Annotated in this window: 11 protein-coding genes; 3 read left to right on the top strand and 8 right to left on the bottom strand. The window is 55.1% G+C overall.

Features of this window, described 5'->3' with window-relative positions:
- Positions 1–135 precede the first annotated feature (135 nt).
- From tig to uvrA, 3 genes are all read right to left on the bottom strand, one after another.
- Entirely contained in the window at positions 136–1506 is a 1371-nt protein-coding gene (gene tig, locus HMPREF1556_RS04325; protein ID WP_021667071.1) for a trigger factor, read from the bottom strand.
- Positions 1507–1633: 127 nt separating this feature from the next.
- Positions 1634–3034 (bottom strand): SWIM zinc finger family protein, encoded by a 1401-nt coding sequence (locus HMPREF1556_RS04320; protein WP_021667070.1) that lies wholly within the window; start codon positions 3032–3034, stop codon positions 1634–1636.
- A gap of 38 nt (positions 3035–3072) precedes the next feature.
- Positions 3073–5922, bottom strand: a complete 2850-nt coding sequence (gene uvrA, locus HMPREF1556_RS04315) for an excinuclease ABC subunit UvrA (protein ID WP_021667069.1) — start codon at positions 5920–5922, stop codon at positions 3073–3075.
- Between the two features lie 378 nt (positions 5923–6300).
- On the opposite strand from uvrA, the gene HMPREF1556_RS04310 reads away from it, so the two are divergent.
- The 3 genes from HMPREF1556_RS04310 (at position 6301) to HMPREF1556_RS04305 (ending at position 11275) form a co-directional block, all read left to right on the top strand.
- Positions 6301–8619 carry an ATP-dependent helicase gene (locus HMPREF1556_RS04310; RefSeq protein WP_021667067.1) on the top strand — a complete coding sequence of 773 codons (2319 nt, stop codon included), beginning with the start codon at positions 6301–6303 and terminating at the stop codon, positions 8617–8619.
- 105 nt (positions 8620–8724) lie between these two features.
- The gene (locus HMPREF1556_RS08665; RefSeq protein WP_021667066.1) at positions 8725–8877 is read left to right on the top strand and encodes a hypothetical protein; all 153 of its coding nucleotides are present in this window, start codon (positions 8725–8727) and stop codon (positions 8875–8877) included.
- A 121-nt stretch (positions 8878–8998) separates the two neighbouring features.
- Positions 8999–11275 carry a TonB-dependent siderophore receptor gene (locus tag HMPREF1556_RS04305; protein WP_021667065.1) on the top strand — a complete coding sequence of 759 codons (2277 nt, stop codon included), beginning with the start codon at positions 8999–9001 and terminating at the stop codon, positions 11273–11275.
- A 263-nt stretch (positions 11276–11538) separates the two neighbouring features.
- On the opposite strand, the gene HMPREF1556_RS04300 is transcribed toward HMPREF1556_RS04305, so the two are convergent.
- From HMPREF1556_RS04300 to HMPREF1556_RS04280, 5 genes are all read right to left on the bottom strand, one after another.
- Positions 11539–12354: a purine nucleoside phosphorylase I, inosine and guanosine-specific gene (locus tag HMPREF1556_RS04300; RefSeq protein ID WP_021667064.1), complete on the bottom strand. Its 816-nt coding sequence runs from the start codon at positions 12352–12354 to the stop codon at positions 11539–11541.
- 94 nt (positions 12355–12448) lie between these two features.
- The gene (locus HMPREF1556_RS04295) at positions 12449–13129 is read right to left on the bottom strand and encodes a DUF421 domain-containing protein (protein ID WP_021667063.1); all 681 of its coding nucleotides are present in this window, start codon (positions 13127–13129) and stop codon (positions 12449–12451) included.
- Positions 13130–13165: 36 nt separating this feature from the next.
- The gene (locus tag HMPREF1556_RS04290; protein WP_044125241.1) at positions 13166–13948 is read right to left on the bottom strand and encodes a DUF481 domain-containing protein; all 783 of its coding nucleotides are present in this window, start codon (positions 13946–13948) and stop codon (positions 13166–13168) included.
- A 363-nt stretch (positions 13949–14311) separates the two neighbouring features.
- Positions 14312–14785, bottom strand: coding sequence for a sulfatase-like hydrolase/transferase (locus tag HMPREF1556_RS04285; protein WP_021667060.1), 474 nt, complete (start codon positions 14783–14785; stop codon positions 14312–14314).
- A gap of 166 nt (positions 14786–14951) precedes the next feature.
- Positions 14952–15656 carry an Ig-like domain-containing protein gene (locus tag HMPREF1556_RS04280; RefSeq protein WP_021667059.1) on the bottom strand — a complete coding sequence of 235 codons (705 nt, stop codon included), beginning with the start codon at positions 15654–15656 and terminating at the stop codon, positions 14952–14954.
- Positions 15657–15843 lie beyond the last annotated feature (187 nt).

The following is a 15843-nucleotide window of genomic DNA, read 5'->3' as shown; positions in this document are numbered from 1 at the left end:
TATGTTTCTTGTGGGTGAATCGTCCCCTCAGGGGAAGGGACAGCGGTGAGCTCTAGGCGAGCTCAGGAGCAAAACGAAGGTCTCTCCACAGAGCTAAGACCCTGAGGAGAGACCATCGGATAAGAGGGGCGTGTACTAAGCCTCGGCACCGTCTGCCATGAGGGCGTTGAACTCCTCTGGGGAGATCTCCTTCTCCTCGACGCTTATAGCGTCCTTGGCGATAGAGGCGAGCTTGCTATCAGCGACACGGTCGATGAGGTTCTCCTTAGTACGCTCGTCCTTGAGCATGCTCTGGGCATAGTTCTCTAGGAGTTCATCGGGTACGCTAGTCATGCCGTACATAGCGAACTGGTTCTTCGCTACGATGAGAGCGAACTTGTTGAGGTCTTCCTCCTCGATCTTGACATTGTTTGCTTCGAGGATCTGAGCCTTGATACGATCGAAGGTGATATCGTCGAGGATCTTAGGTAGATCACGGTCTAGCTCTTCCTCCTTGACGTCCTTATTACGAGCGATGAAGATGCGCTTGAGGAGGGCTTCATCATAGGCTACCTTACCAGCCTTCTTGAGGAGAAGGGCACGGAGGTCACGGGTGAACTTGAAGTCGCTCTCCGTAGCGAACTGCTCGGAGAAGCTAGCCTGAATGTTCTGACGCAGCGCTTCTTCGCTACGGATGTCACTCGCTTCTCCGAAGGCTTCAGTGAAGAAGGCATCGTTGAGTTCTGCAGGCTCACGGCGAGAGATCTTATGGATCTGATAGGAGAAGCCTACCCCGTCGAGAGCAGGGACTGCCTCCTTCTCGATCTTCAGGAGCGATGCGATCTCAGGAGCTTCGCCACCATAGAGAGCGAAGGGCTCGAGCGAGATCGTGTCACCGACCTTAGCACCGATGAGCTTAGCCTTCTCAGCCTCATTCTTGGCGAAGCGAGGCAGGATAAGAGCCTGCTCAGCTTCGATACCGCCAGCCTTGGGCTGTCCGTTCTCGAGCTCGATCATACGCCCGTACACTACGTCGTTGTCAGCGACAGAGTCAGCTTCGACTTGCTTACCAGCATTGTCGAGCATGCGCTGGATCTGCTCGTCCTCCATCTGCTTGGTAGCGACGATGCGGTAGTAGGTGAGCTTGTCCTTCTTATCCAGCTTAGCCTCGATCTTGGGAGCGAGAGCTACGTCGTAGGAGAATTCGAAGTCTTCGGTGGTAGCGAAGTCGTATTCCTTCTCATTCTCTACGGGGATGGGACTGCCGAGGATCTGGAGCTTCTCCTGGTCGATATAGCCGAAGAGAGCGTTGACGACAGCACGGTTGATCTCGTCGACCTTGGTGGAGGTACCGAACTGCTTCTTGATCAGTCCCAGAGGAGCGTGTCCCTTACGGAAGCCTGGGATAGAAGCGTTCTTCTGGTAGTTCTTCAGTGCCTTATCTACTTGGGGTTGGTAGTCTGCTGCGCTCACCGATACGGTGATGACAGCTGCTACTTCGGAGGTCTGCTTAATCGATACAGCCATTCGTCTTTCTATTATTTAATGTATACTATGCTTTGATCGTATGCGTCGGAGGAAGGCCTCCGACCTCAGGGGAAATCCCCCTAACAAATTGTGTGCAAAGGTAATCTAATTAGACTACTTAGGCAAGCTACCTGAGCCCAGAGATCTGACCGATGCGCTCCCGCAGAAGCTTTGACGAGTCCGGATCATCTAGGATCTCACCGAGCAGGGCGAGGAATCGGGCGACCCTATTCTCAGGGGTAAGGAGCTCCTCTACTGGGATCGGAGCGGTAGAGGGGGCGTCGCCCTTGGGTAAGACAGGGGCAGTGAGGAGGACCTGCGTCACAAAGATCGTGAAGGCCTGCATCTCGGGGGGAAGGAAGTCCGTACGCTCCTTCAGTGGGAACATCGGGCGGTACGTATGGATGAACTTATAGAAGGGTCCGATGATGAAGGGGTTGATATGCTGCAGGATCGACGATAGCTGTACGGGGGTGAAGTGCTGGAGTGTCTCCACGTGGAGATAGAGGTGCTTCACCTCTAGGCGCTTTATGGCAAGGGAGAGAGGATTCTTCCATTCCTTGAGGCAGTCAGCATCGTTGACGTAGACGAAGGTCGCCTTGGCTCCCTGTTGGATTTGCTGTTTGAGGAAGTTCTGCTGAGAGATGACTTGGACAGGCAGGTGGATGTACTCACTGTACTCGAGGAGCACGGACTGCCAGAGCAGGACATCGGTATCGGTATTGACGATGACATAGCCCTTCTCCCGGACGACTTCCCCTTGGTAGACCTCCTCGACGAGCCGGGCGATGAGGTGCATGTAGAAGGGGTGCTTGAGCCCGACGATGAAGCCAAACCCATTGAGGCAAAGCTCGTAGAGGAGACGCTCTACATCGGCATAAGCCGGGGTAAGCGCCTTCTTATCCCAGGGGATGGCCTGCTCGGGGTAAGCATTCTGGAGCTCGGTCTTCCACTGCTGGAGGGCTAGGCATTCGTTGACGAACTCCTGCACGTCTTCGTAGCAGCGGAAGGAGGAGGAGATGGCTACGGCCTCCTGGCATATCTCCTCCAGGAGAGGATAGTTCTCCTCGGGGAGGATCCCCTCGGGCGTGAAGTACTTTTCCTTGAGTCGCTCGTACTCGGCTCTATAGGCGTCGCCTACGCGGATACGGATGCTCCGGCCTCCCTTGTAGCTCACATAGACCGAGGAGTATTCGGCGGCATAGCTAAGGCCTGCCCAGGGGTAGCCGGGGACGTGCTTCTGTAGGTATAGGGCTACAGCCTCTAGGTGCTTGCAGGTACCGAGACCATTGGTGCGGAAGTCGAGGCAGGAGCAGAAGTTGCGATCACTCTGTACGCCACGGAAGGCGACACGATAGCGCCCCGTAGCACTGCAGACCAAGTAGTCTCCCCAGATACGGTTCTTGTCTAGATGCTCGACGGAGAAGTCGCTCTCTCGGGCGTTCTCCCGACGGAGGGCTACCTGCCACTCCTCTATCGTCATGTTGTCGGGACAAATCTTGTTTGACAGGCGGTTTCCTAGTTTCATGTGCGTTGGCGTTAAGTAGACTAGATATGTGTGTTTAGTTATTTCTTCCCTTTCTTACTTCCCTTGGCGAGCTTGAGTTCGTGAGCGAGGAAGGGCGCCGTGGGGCTGTCCTTCACCTGGGTAAGACCCTCGGGTGTTCCTTCGTAGAGGAGGGCTCCTCCGTCCTTCCCCCCCTCGGGGCCGATCTCGATGATATAGTCTGCGCTCTTGAGGACGTCTAGGTTGTGCTCGATGATGATCACGGTATTACCTCGCTCGACGAGGCGATTCAGGATACCCAGTAGGACACGTATATCCTCAAAGTGAAGCCCCGTAGTCGGCTCGTCGAGGATATATACCGTCTTGCCCGTATCCCGCTTGGCGAGCTCGGAGGCGAGCTTGATGCGCTGGCTCTCTCCTCCCGATAGCGTCGTGGAGGACTGACCGAGCTTGATGTAGCCGAGGCCTACCTCCTGCAGGACCTGCAGACGCTTGAGGATATGAGGGACGTGGGCGAAGAACTCCACCGCTGCATTGATCGTCATGTCGAGGACGTCAGCGATGGACTTCCCCTTGAAGCGCACCTCAAGGGTCTCTCTATTGTAGCGCTTGCCTTGGCAGACCTCACAGGGGGCAAGGACATCGGGCAGGAAGTTCATCTCGATGGTCTTGTACCCGTTGCCCGAGCAGGTCTCACACCGTCCTCCCGAGACATTGAAGGAGAAGCGACCAGGCTTGTAGCCTCGCATCTTGCTCTCGGGCAGGCCTACGAAGAGGTTACGAATATCAGTGAAGACGCCCGTGTAGGTAGCAGGGTTGCTCCGAGGTGTGCGCCCTATAGGTGACTGGTCGACAGCGACGACCTTGTCGACGTACTCCAGTCCTTCGATCGTGTCATAGGGCAGGGGATCTCGGAGCGAGGCATAGAGGTGCTGGCTCAGGATCGGCAGGAGGGTCTCGTTGATCAGGGTACTCTTGCCACTACCCGAGACACCAGCGACACAGATCATCGTCCCTAGGGGGAAGGTGACATCGATACCACGGAGGTTATTACCCCGAGCTCCCGTGAGACGAAGGACTCGCTCCGTCACGGGTCGCCTCAGGTCAGCGACCTCGATCGTCTCCAGGCCACTGATGTACTTAGCCGTCAGCGTGCCTGCTCGCATCATATCCTTGGGCGTACCGGAGAAGACCACTTCCCCACCGAGACGCCCAGCCTTCGGCCCCATATCTACGATGTGGTCAGCCTCGAGCATCATGTCCTTGTCATGCTCTACGACGATGACCGTATTGCCTAGATCCCTCAGCCGTTGAAGCGAGTGGATGAGACGGACGTTGTCTCGCTGATGAAGTCCTATACTCGGTTCGTCGAGGATGTAGAGTACCTCGACGAGCTGAGTCCCTATCTGGGTGGCCAGGCGTATACGCTGGCTTTCGCCTCCGGAGAGGGAGGCGGAGATACGGTTCATCGACAGATAGCCTAGTCCGACGTCGAGGAGGAAGGAGAGTCGGGTGCGTATCTCCTTGAGCACCTCGGTTGCTATCGTGCGTTGCTGGGGGCTGAGCCTATCCTCGAGTCCCTCGAGCCAAGAGGCGAGCTGGGTCAGCTCCATCGAGGCTACCTCCCCGATATTCTTACCATCGATATAGTAGTGGAGGGCTTCCTGATTCAGACGCCCTCCCGAGCATTCGGGGCAGACCTCAGCACGGGTGAACTGAGCCATCCACTTCTCTGTATCCTTGCGTGTATCCTCTTCATCTGCCTGAGCCATGAGATAGGCGCCTATCCCGTCGTAGGAGAGGGGGACACCACGGAGGCTCGAGAAGCGCTCATCCTCGATCACTAGGTCTTCATTGCTCCCCTCGACGATCTCGGTAAGGAGGTCTTCTGGGAGCGAATCGATCGGATCTTTGATAGATACCTCATATCTAGAGCAAAGGGCTTCGATCTCGGCGAAGACGAGGGTACGGCGATACTTGCCTAGGGGAAGAATCCCGCCGGCATAAATACTCTTAGTGCGGTCAGGGATGATGCTCTCCAGATCGATGACCTGTACTTCCCCCAGCCCCTTACAGCGGGGGCAACTCCCGTTGGTAGAATTGAAGGAGAAGTTGTGGGGGGCGGGCTCATTGTAGGAGAGCCCCGTCTCTGGGTCCATCAGATGACGACTGAAGTAGGCGATCTCTCCCGAGTCGAGGTCCTGAAGCATCATCACGCCATCGCCCTCCTTGAGGGTAAGGCGAAGGCTAGAGAGGAGACGGTCTTCGTTCTTCCGACTGATCGTCAGCTTGTCCGTCTGGACTTCGACGCTATGGAGCTTGTAGCGGTCGAGCTTCATCCCGTAGGTGATCTCTCGTAGCTCCCCATCGACACGCACGGTGAGATAGCTCTTCTTGCGCAGCTGCTCGAAGAGCTCCTTGTAGTGTCCCTTGCGCTGCTTGACGACGGGGGCAAGGAGCATCACCCGCTTGCCCTCATAGCGCTGGAGCAGTAGGTCGAGGATCTGCTCCTCGGTATAGCGTACCATTGGGCGCCCCGAGAGGTAGGAGACGGCTTCCCCTGCTCGGGCATAGAGTAGGCGGAAGAAGTCGTAGATCTCCGTCACTGTACCCACGGTGGAGCGAGGATTGCGGTTCGTCGTCTTTTGCTCTATGGAGATCACGGGGCCAAGCCCGCTGATCTCATCGACGTCGGGGCGCTCCATCCCTCCATCAAGGAAGCCTCGTGCATAGGAACTAAGCGTCTCGACATACCGACGCTGTCCCTCGGCATAGATCGTATCAAACGCTAGGGATGACTTACCACTCCCACTGAGTCCGGTGAAGACGGTCAGTGAGTAGCGGGGGATATGAACATCTATGTCCTTGAGGTTGTGCACACGTGCTCCTCGGATATCTAGGTCTTGCATCTAAATAAATCGTGGGCGGTCTCATCACCAGCCCTAAAGAGTGTATAGTACACAAAGTTACGAAGAAAACCGCTCTTCTGCTAGCACCTTCGCTGGAGTGCCCGTCCAAGTAGCCCCCCACTCCCTCGGGAAGGGTCTCCAGCTCGGAGGAAGCAAGCTTACCTCCACGGAGGCGCTACTGGTGCCTCCCTCGAGGCTACAGTAGCGCCTCTCGGGTGGCACCAGTAGCGCCACTAGTTGGTCTCCCCTACCCCGGTCTTTGCCCTAGCGGAGGAGCTTCCCCAAGAGCACCCTCTTCGGCTCACCTTCAAATTCGGTATCTTTGTTCCACTTATTTCTCCGATACTCCCCCCTTTATACTCCTCTCAAAGATCCCCGATGAGCCCTAGCGAATCCCTCGACTTCCCCTACCTCAGTGAGCTCAACGAAGCTCAGCGTGCCGCCGTCGTCTACAACGATGGCCCTGCCCTAGTCATCGCTGGTGCTGGCAGTGGCAAGACACGTGTCCTCGTCTACAAGATCCTCTACCTCATCGACTCTGGCTACCATCCTCGGGGGCTCATGGCACTGACCTTCACCAACAAGGCTGCCCGAGAGATGCGCCACCGCATCAGCCAGCATATCGGCTCCCGAGCACGAGAGCTACGTATGGGCACCTTCCACTCGGTCTTCCTCAGCATCCTGCGTCAGCACGCCACCCTCCTAGGCTATACGCCGGACTTCTCCATCTACAACACCTCCGACAGCCGTAGCCGTATCAAGGCGATCATCAAGCAGCTGGGCCTCGATGACAAGGTCTACAAGCCGAACGCCATCCATAGCCGCATCTCGTCGGCCAAGAACCGCCTGATCACCGCCTCGGCCTACGCTTCCTACTCCGACTTCATTAAGTACGATGCCAAGAGTGGGCTACCGAAGATCGCCGAGATCTATCAGCGCTACGAGGCCGAGCTAAGGCTAGCTAATGCCATGGACTTCGATGACCTCCTGCTACAGACCAACATCCTCTTCCGCCAGCATCCCGACGTGCTCAGTCTCTGGCAGGAGCGTATAGACTATCTCCTCATCGACGAGTATCAGGACACCAACTTCGCCCAATATATGATCGCCCGACAGCTCATGCAGGACAAGGGAGCCATCTTCGTCGTGGGCGACGACGCACAGAGCATTTATTCCTTCCGTGGGGCGAACCTAGACAATATGCTGAGCTTCACGAAGACCTTCCCCAGCGCACGCACCTTCAAGCTCGAGCGCAACTACCGCTCCACCCAGACCATCGTACAGGCTGCCGGCGGGATCATAGCACACAATGAGTATCAGATCCCCAAGGAGGTCTTCTCCGAAGAGGCCGTCGGTGATCCCATCCAGGTACACGAGGCGCTCACAGGCGATCTCGAGGCGCTCTGGGCTAGCGAAGAGATTCAGCGCCTCCACCGAGCAGGCGCTAGCTACAGCTCGATAGCAGTACTCTACCGAACGAATGCGCAGAGTCGTATCCTCGAGCAGGTCTTCCGTCGTGTCGGCCTCCCCTTCCGCATCTACGGGGGGCGGTCGTTCTTCGACCACAAGGAGATCATGGACGTCGTCGCCTACTTCCGACTGATGGTCAATGAGCAGGACGAGGAGGCTCTGCTCCGCATCATCAATTACCCCAAGCGAAGCATTGGAGATACGACCGTCCAGCGGGTGCGTGAGGCCTCTCGCCACCAAGCTACCTCCCTGATGCGCATACTCCGTGACCCTCTGGGCTACGAGGTCGCTGTCAATAAGCCCACGGCCACACGACTACAGGCCTTCGCAGCCCTGCTAGACGAGCTCCGGGACTTCAGCCGTACCGAGAGCGACCTCTATGCTGTAGCAGAGCGGATCATCCGACAGACGGGCATCCTCGCTGACCTACAGAGTGATACGACCGCCGAGGGAAAAGGCCGGGTGGAGAACATCAAGGAGCTCCTCGGCGGGATCGACGAATATATTCACGCCACCCTCGAAGCAGACCAAACTCCCACCCTTGCCTCCTACCTCAGCGAGATCGCTCTCATGACCGATCAGGATGGTGCGACCGATGATGACGACTGCGTCACGCTAATGACCGTCCATGCCTCGAAGGGGTTGGAATTTGCCCACGTCTTCATCGTAGGTCTCGAGGAAGATCTATTTCCCTCGATGATGAGCAACATAGGCAAGGAGCTAGAGGAGGAGCGTAGGCTCTTCTACGTAGCGCTTACTCGTGCCGAGAAGACGTGCTACATAGGCTATGCTCGGGAGCGCTTCCGCAACGGGCGGACAGAGTACGGGCGTCCCAGTCGCTTCCTGCGAGAGCTCCCTAAGCAACTCGTCACCTTTGACTCCGAGCTTGGCGAAGGGGCTACCCTCGGAGGAAGACCCTCACCCTCGCCCCGGAGCTACGGGAGCGAACTCCCCTCTGACTTCTCTTCTGCCCCCGTCTTCTCGCCCAAGGCTCCACCGAGCCGGCGGGTCTTCATCGAGCGCAGGGAACTCGGGGAAGAGCCCGAAGAGAAACACACGTCGCTCGGAGCGCTTCACGTCGGGGGCCGTGTCCTTCACAAGCGTTTTGGTCCTGGGGAGATCCTAGAGCTCGAGGGCACGGGGGACAATGCCAAGGCCTCTGTCCGCTTCGATACCGGCGAGACGAAGAAGCTCCTTCTCCGCTTCGCCCAGCTCGAGGTGCTCTAGCCCTCTGGTCAGCCTAACAACCATCCATCATCAAGACAGCTCTCGGGCTACGCTCGTGACCGTGAGCTCTTCGGGGAGCGCCCTAGTCAGCCCATCCGTTGCCTCGTGATCTATCCAGAGCTGAGCAAGGCGGAGAACCCCTTCCTCGGCAAGGCGATCGAAAAGCTTCTACTAGAGGAAGAGGAGACAGCTTGGGGCTTCTACCGCTTCGCCGTCCCCCTGCCTATCCTAGAGGAGGGGCACGGGGAAAGACGGTAGACATTGCACAAATATGCTACCTTTGTGCTATTATGTAAAAGGTGGTGCATCTGCTTATGCCACCTCTTGGCTGAGAGGGATGCTCCCCTCACGGCATCATTAACCAACCTGATTTACTTTTATGAGAAAGCTTACCCTGCTGACTCTTCTGGCTATGCCTTGTGCCCTCGCGGCTCAGGCTCCTAGCGCACTAGATAGTGTGCAGAATATCCAGGAGGTCGTCGTCCGTGGAGCCCGTATCACCGCTCCCAACACTGTAGTCAAGATCCCCGCCCCTCGACGGGAGATCCCCCTCACCACCAACATTCTGCCTCTGGAGAAGATCCGCCTGCTCGGCTACTCCGATCCTGCTCAGGCCATGCAGACGCTCCCAGGTGTCCATGCCTTCAAGGACTACGGGGGCTTCCACATGTTCTTCCTTCGTGGCTTCTACGAGTCTGTAGTACTCTCCGATGGGATGCGTGACGAGCGCCACGCTCTTTGGCAGTCTGCTCCCTTGACTGGGATGGCAGCGGTATCCCACATCGAGGTGCTCAAGGGCGCCGCTTCGATGAGCGTCGGTCACTCTGCTCTGGGAGGCGTCATCAACATCATCAACAAGCAACCTAAAGCCAAGAAGGCCTTCGATGCTAGCTACACCGTAGGCTCCTGGGCGACACACCGTATCACCGCTGGGGGCACGGGGGCTCTCTCCCCTAAGGCCAATGCCCGAGCAGACGTAGAGTATTCGACGAGTGACGGCTGGCGAGGCAACTATACCAAGACGGCTAACGCCCATGCAGCGATAGACATCGCTCTTGCCCCGAAGCATCGTCTGAGCTTCGCCCTGATCGCTAGCAACGACTTCTTCCGAGGCGACTATGGTCAGCCCCATCTGAAGTGGGACGTCTACGATGCTTCTACCGATAAGCTCGCTTACCGCCAAGGGGACTTCCCCAGCAGTGAGCCCGCTTCACGAGCCTACACCGACCCTAATGAGTTCCTCACGAACAAGACGGTCAAGCTCCACGGGAAGTACAGCTACGCCATCAACGACCGCTGGCGTCTCTCCGAGCACGCATTCTTTGCCTATGACAGCCTGAACTACTACTCGACCGACGGACTCAACTACCTCACCGGCGACAAGGCAGTAGGCGCTAAGCACTACTACCTCGACGGTAACAAGAAGGTACCTGTACTCATCGACCGAGTGCAGCGTGACGGCTTCGGCTTCGCCTACGGTACGCTCACGGCACAGAATCAGCTAGAGCTCACGGGGCGTGCTCGCTGGGGGAATACCAAGCATGCCCTACTGGCTGCGTACAACTTCTCCTACCTCAACCTCCGTCGCTCTGACCGTGCTGCCTACACCGGTGCAGGCGTAGGCTCAATCGTCACGCTCAAGGACCCCGTCCTTGACCAAGGTCCTATCTACATGAAGTACCGACGCATGCAGATCTTCAACGATTTGGTCAATAGCCTCTCCGTACAAGACTTCATGACTTGGCAGAAGCTAAACCTGCTAGCAGGTGTCCGTCTCGACTTCTTCAGCCGTGACTACGGTATCTACAATACCGACGACTTCAAGCTTCTGGATCGTACCCTTGACCAGCGTCAGACCAATACAGCCTTCACTTATCGTCTCGGTGCAGTATACAATGTCACGAAGTACTTCAACGTGTACAGCTCCCTCTCCTCCTTCTTTAAGCCCCAGCGCATCACACTATCGCCCGAGGTAGTCTATATGCACCCAGACGGCACGGAGATGAGCGACTCTGAGCTCCGGAGCTTCAAACCGCTCACGGGACGCCAGTGGGAGGTGGGCCTCCACCTCGATCTCGGTACAGAGCTCTCCCTGAGTGCAGCGGCCTACCACATCACGCTCAATAATATGGTGCGTACCAACCTCGGTACTGCCGCCGATGGACGTAAGATAGGCGGTCCTATCGGGAAGTCCGTGAGCAAGGGTATCGAGCTCGAGATGCGCTATGCTCCTTCTACAGCGTTTGACTTCTCCCTTGGCTACTCCCTCACCGACGCCCGCATCGCTGAGTACACTTCGTCGAAGTTCGTGAAGAATGTCACGGCAGGCAACCGTCTCAAGCGTGTACCTCTAGATAAGCTATCCGCATGGGGCTTCTATAACATCGGCCTAGGCCGTAAGGGTGAAGCCTTCCGTCTTGGCTTTGGTACAGAACACAGCGGGTCCTTCTACTCGGATGAGACGAACATCTTCAAGGTACCTGGCTACACCATCTTCCACGCTGTAGCTAGCCTCAATGTCTCGAAGGCACTACGCCTACAGCTGAATGTCAATAACCTCTTCGACGCCACTTACCATCGTGCTACTATCAACAGCACGCAGTACATACCGGCCGAAGGGCGTAACCTTCAGTTCACCACTTCGCTCGCCCTCTAAGCCGAGCCCCTCTCCCTACTGATCCGTCTCCCGCCACAGGCCTAGCCCGTGGCGGGAGACGGCTTTTATTCCCCACCTCATCGACCACTCTCCCACCCCACATCAGCTACTACTTCCACCCCGCATCAGCCATTACTTCTTCCCTCCATCATTAAGTGGTAAAAAGAACTCCTCCCTATCGCTCCTTCCCCCTAATACAAAATGCCCCACCTTTCCCAGTGAAAGGTGGGGCATCTAATATCTAGCTCGGTAAGAGCTATGCCTTACAGCTGGCGGACGAGCTCGCTGAAGATGCGTCCCATACGTTCGGAGGCAGCGTTGGCTGCACGGATCACATCGTCGCCGTCATTGACAAAGTCATCGTCGAAGTGCCATCCTTCATTAGTGATCACAGACATCCCGAAGACACGGATACCAGCATGGCGGGCTACGATCACTTCGGGCACGGTGCTCATACCGATGGCATCACCACCCGAGCGTGCCCAATAGTTGTACTCTGCAGGTGTCTCGTACGAAGGACCCGTGAGACCAACGTAGACACCTTCGTGTACATGGATGCCCAGCTCCTGGGAGATCGCCTTCGCCTTCGTGATAAATTCACGGTCGTAGGGACGGGTCATATCAGGGAAGCGAGGGCCGAACATCTCCATATTAGGCCCAATAAGTGGGTTGGGTAGGTTGTTGATATGGTCACGGATGATCATCAGGTCGCCGACACGGAAGGTCTGGTTGATCCCGCCTGCAGCGTTGGAGACGAGGAGATTCTCTATACCGAGGAGCTTCATCACTCGTACGGGGAAGGTCACCTGCTCCATCGGATAGCCTTCGTAGTAGTGGAAGCGCCCCTGCATGCATAGTACGGGCACACCAGAGAGCGTGCCAGCGATGAGGTTCCCCTTATGCCCGATGGCTGTAGAGTGTGGGAAGTGAGGGATCTGGGTATAAGGAATGACGGTAGGCTGGTGAAGCATTTCACCGAGGTTACCAAGTCCACTACCGAGGATGATAGCGGTCTTCGTGTCCTTTGGAAGGCGAGAAGCGAGGTAGTTTGCTGCCTCGTGATAATGTTGGTCGAGCATAGTTCTTGATATATCGTTGCTGAATACTGCTGATACTGGTGCTACAAGAGCATAGCAAATATAGCAATAATCAAGGAAGGGGAAGGGAATGAGCTTACTGCTCTTGGGTAGCTCGGACGAAGGGAATGAGCTTCAGTTCTCCACTTTCATATTCAGCGAGGAAGATCTCTGAAGCAGACTGATAGCCGGCCTTTTGAAGTTCTTCGGTGAGCCATTCTTCCGTCCGATCCACATCATCCAATACGCTTGTCTGGATGATCCCATCGGTGATGATGGGGTACTTGGGATTCTCCTCGCCTCTTAGTACGATGATGAGTTCACCATTCTGCTCGAAGACGGCTCGCTTCACATCACGCACGTGGTAGACACCTTCTCGGCGGAGCTTAAATGCGACTTCATTGGCGGTAATTCTCGCCTTACGACAAGCCTCTACATCGAGTTCCCCGTGCTTGATCAGTACAATAGGAGCTCCGTCTACGAAGCGCTTGATACCGGCACTCTTAGTCTTGAGCCTGCGCAGTCCGTTGATGAGGAAGGCCCAAATAAGTAGGACGGCGGCGAACTGTAGGATAGAGACGGAGGGACTATAGATGATCCCGCCGATGATTCCCCCAAGTACGTAGTTCTGCACCTGGTCTATCGCTGAGCTGGGTGCAAGATTACCCTTGCCCGACTTATTGATGGTGAAGACGATGGCAAGCAGTCCCAGGAGCAACTTCAGGAATACATTCAGATAGAAGAACTCATCCGTCTGGAGGTAAGAAATAACGAACATAACTGCGCTGTAGTGAGAATAGACTTAGACTTCTTATTAGAACGAGAGGTCGATACCTGCATCTACCATATTATAGTCCTTACGTATCGGGACAATGGGATCGGTATCATAGATCAAGCGATAGGTACCTCGTATCCCGATCGTAGGCGTGATGCTATATCGGAGATCGACAGCTCCGCCGAAACGTGCCTTCTTGAGGTAGCTGTCTGGCGAAGCTTGATGGATAGCTGTCGTCGTAAGTTCCCAGTTGTCACCGATCTTATTCCGCAGGCTAAGCGAGAGATGTGTCTTGACCTTGTGGCTATAGGCGTACTTAGGTTCATGTACAGCGGGCGAAGGGCGCTCCCACTCTTCGTACTCATAGAAGGCACCCAGCGTAGCGAACATAAGGGTACTCTCCCTATTCACCAGCCGATAGCGGGACTGGATACCAGAGGAGAACTTGAAGCCCATACCTCTACTAGCCGCCCACTGCGACTCGACATAGGGATAGATCTCAAATGCTCGGTGCAGCAGATACCGATATTCGGCGTGTACATAGCCACCACTAACGGTCACCTTGTCGCCATAAGTCGAGAGTTCGAACTTACTGATGAGGTTGACTACTCGGCTCTTCTTGATCAGAAGATTGATATTGGAGGTATTTCTGAGGGTCAACACATTCTCCTTCTCCGTCTGGAAGTTGACGACTGGCGTGATCGTCCCCTGTAGCGTCTTTGTACTGTCGATATGCATCGTTAGATTCTCAGAGAAGAGCATCTGTGCATATCCCTGAACTGGAGCTAAGAGGAGCACCAGCAAATAGAGTAATCGCTTCATATTCATAGTTGGTCTTTTAACTAATTTATCCATTGACGGCGCAAAGGTAAATAAAAACGGACACCACTCTATCAGTAAAACACATCCGCATATACATGCAACTTATCACAGCATATCCCGTAATGGGGAGACGCATCGCCTGACATGGAGCTCGCCCCAAGCAGTAGCTAAGCACGGGCTATCAGAAGGGGAAGAAATCGACCTATGGTAGATCGTCCAGAAAATCTATAGTAGGTCGTCGAAGCGACCCACTGTAGGCTCCTCTTACGACCTACCATAGGTTCCAATTAAATAGTATGTGAGGTCTCGGCTGGCGAGAAGCTCTCACCAGCTAATCAGTATAGAGCGTGGGATACAATGGACCTACATCACCATCTTCTTATTCGAAGTGGGGGAGACGACGATGCGCTGACGGCGGTCGTCGTAGGTAGGGGCGAAGAAGTTGAAACGAGGCTGGGTGTATTCGGTATGGAAGCCAAGGAGGTCAACCAAGGCATGAGTAAGGAGATCCGACAGGATACGCTTATCCCACTGACGGCTGATCTGGCGCCAGAGATCGGGACGCTCCTTGCGAAGCTGTGGAGAGAAGTAGACGAAGAGCGGGATCTCTACCGCCCTTGGTACCAATGCGTGGCCCATCAGTTCGGGATAGTCTTCGTCGAAGAGGGCATCGCCGTGGTCGGAGACATAGATAATGAGGGCATTCTCCTCACGATAGCGCTCGATGATCTCGCCCTTCCGTTCAGGGAGACTATTAGGAGAAGTGGGGGATCTAGATATAAGGAATCTCGGTAGGCTGGTGAAGTATCCCTCTAAGAATACGAAGACCGCTACCATCCTTGGTAGCGGTCTTCGTATTCTTAGAGGGATAAAAAGGGAGGTAATTCACTACCTCGGGATGATGGTGGTAGTATAGTCCTTGATATATCATTGCCGAATACGGCGGATACTAGTGCCACCCGAGCATAACAATATAGCAAGAACCAAACGAGGGGAAGGGAATCTAGGGTCTGGGACCATGCAAGAAGATAGCATAATGATAACTTTCCGAATAGGGTGATACTAGTACTCGGATGCGCTCGTCCACGGAGAGAAACTCATAGTCACCTTTGACCAACTTGTTAGTAGAAAGGTATCGCTCGCTAGTATACTCTTTGAGGAGGTTGTGCCAAGCTAGCGCCTTGTAAGTGACTGATATCAGATTCCCATTGTCATCACTTCTATAGATGACATATAGAGGTATACGTCGCTTCTCCACCCTGTAGTTAGGGAAGTATCTTGCGAAGGCTCCTTCCTCTTCGATTACTTCATATTGAGCGCTAGGATATGTTGCATCGAAGAGCTTCTTTACTTCATCAATATTCCGACCAAAGAGAAGAAGGGGCTCTGGTAAATTGATGACCTTGGGGCGAACATCGATCTCACAATAAGCCACAGCCGAGCCAGCTGAAGCTACGATACGGGTCTTCCCGATGAGGACAGCTTGCACTAGCCCCGAAGAATTAACCGAAGCTATATTCTTGTTCTCCGAGATGAATGAGACTCCTCTATTGGGAGTCGCTGTCAGCTGAAGCGTCTCTCCGTGGTGCATGATTCGTCCTTCCGGGCTCAGTGTAATGGAAGTAGGAGGCTCTTCCTTTTCTTCGGAACAAGAGACTACGATGGAAACGCAGAGAAGTAGCGTGAGAAGGGAAAGGATTTTGTTCATTATTTCATATGACTTTATAGGACATACTTGGTGACGGAGCTGTACTACATCACCATCTTCTTATTCGAAGTGGGGGAGACGACGATGCGCTGACGGCGGTCGTCGTAGGTAGGAGCGAAGAAGTTGAAACGAGGCTGAGTGTACTCGGTATGGATGCCAAGGAGGTCAACCAAGGCATGAGTAAGGA

Source organism: Porphyromonas sp. oral taxon 278 str. W7784 (genome assembly GCF_000467855.2).
Taxonomy (GTDB): domain Bacteria; phylum Bacteroidota; class Bacteroidia; order Bacteroidales; family Porphyromonadaceae; genus Porphyromonas.
This window is presented reverse-complemented; position numbering and strand designations above follow the sequence as displayed.

Bases quoted from the DNA above. Each gene is read 5' to 3' on its own strand.
- HMPREF1556_RS04285 (WP_021667060.1), bottom strand. From the start codon at position 14,785: ATGGTAGCGGTCTTCGTATTCTTAGAGGGATACTTCACCAGCCTACCG.
- HMPREF1556_RS04280 (WP_021667059.1), bottom strand. From the start codon at position 15,656: ATGAACAAAATCCTTTCCCTTCTCACGCTACTTCTCTGCGTTTCCATC.
- HMPREF1556_RS04290 (WP_044125241.1), bottom strand. From the start codon at position 13,948: ATGAAGCGATTACTCTATTTGCTGGTGCTCCTCTTAGCTCCAGTTCAG.
- HMPREF1556_RS04320 (WP_021667070.1), bottom strand. From the start codon at position 3,034: ATGAAACTAGGAAACCGCCTGTCAAACAAGATTTGTCCCGACAACATG.
- HMPREF1556_RS04300 (WP_021667064.1), bottom strand. From the start codon at position 12,354: ATGCTCGACCAACATTATCACGAGGCAGCAAACTACCTCGCTTCTCGC.
- uvrA (WP_021667069.1), bottom strand. From the start codon at position 5,922: ATGCAAGACCTAGATATCCGAGGAGCACGTGTGCACAACCTCAAGGAC.
- HMPREF1556_RS04295 (WP_021667063.1), bottom strand. From the start codon at position 13,129: ATGTTCGTTATTTCTTACCTCCAGACGGATGAGTTCTTCTATCTGAAT.
- tig (WP_021667071.1), bottom strand. From the start codon at position 1,506: ATGGCTGTATCGATTAAGCAGACCTCCGAAGTAGCAGCTGTCATCACC.
- HMPREF1556_RS04310 (WP_021667067.1), top strand. From the start codon at position 6,301: ATGAGCCCTAGCGAATCCCTCGACTTCCCCTACCTCAGTGAGCTCAAC.
- HMPREF1556_RS04305 (WP_021667065.1), top strand. From the start codon at position 8,999: ATGAGAAAGCTTACCCTGCTGACTCTTCTGGCTATGCCTTGTGCCCTC.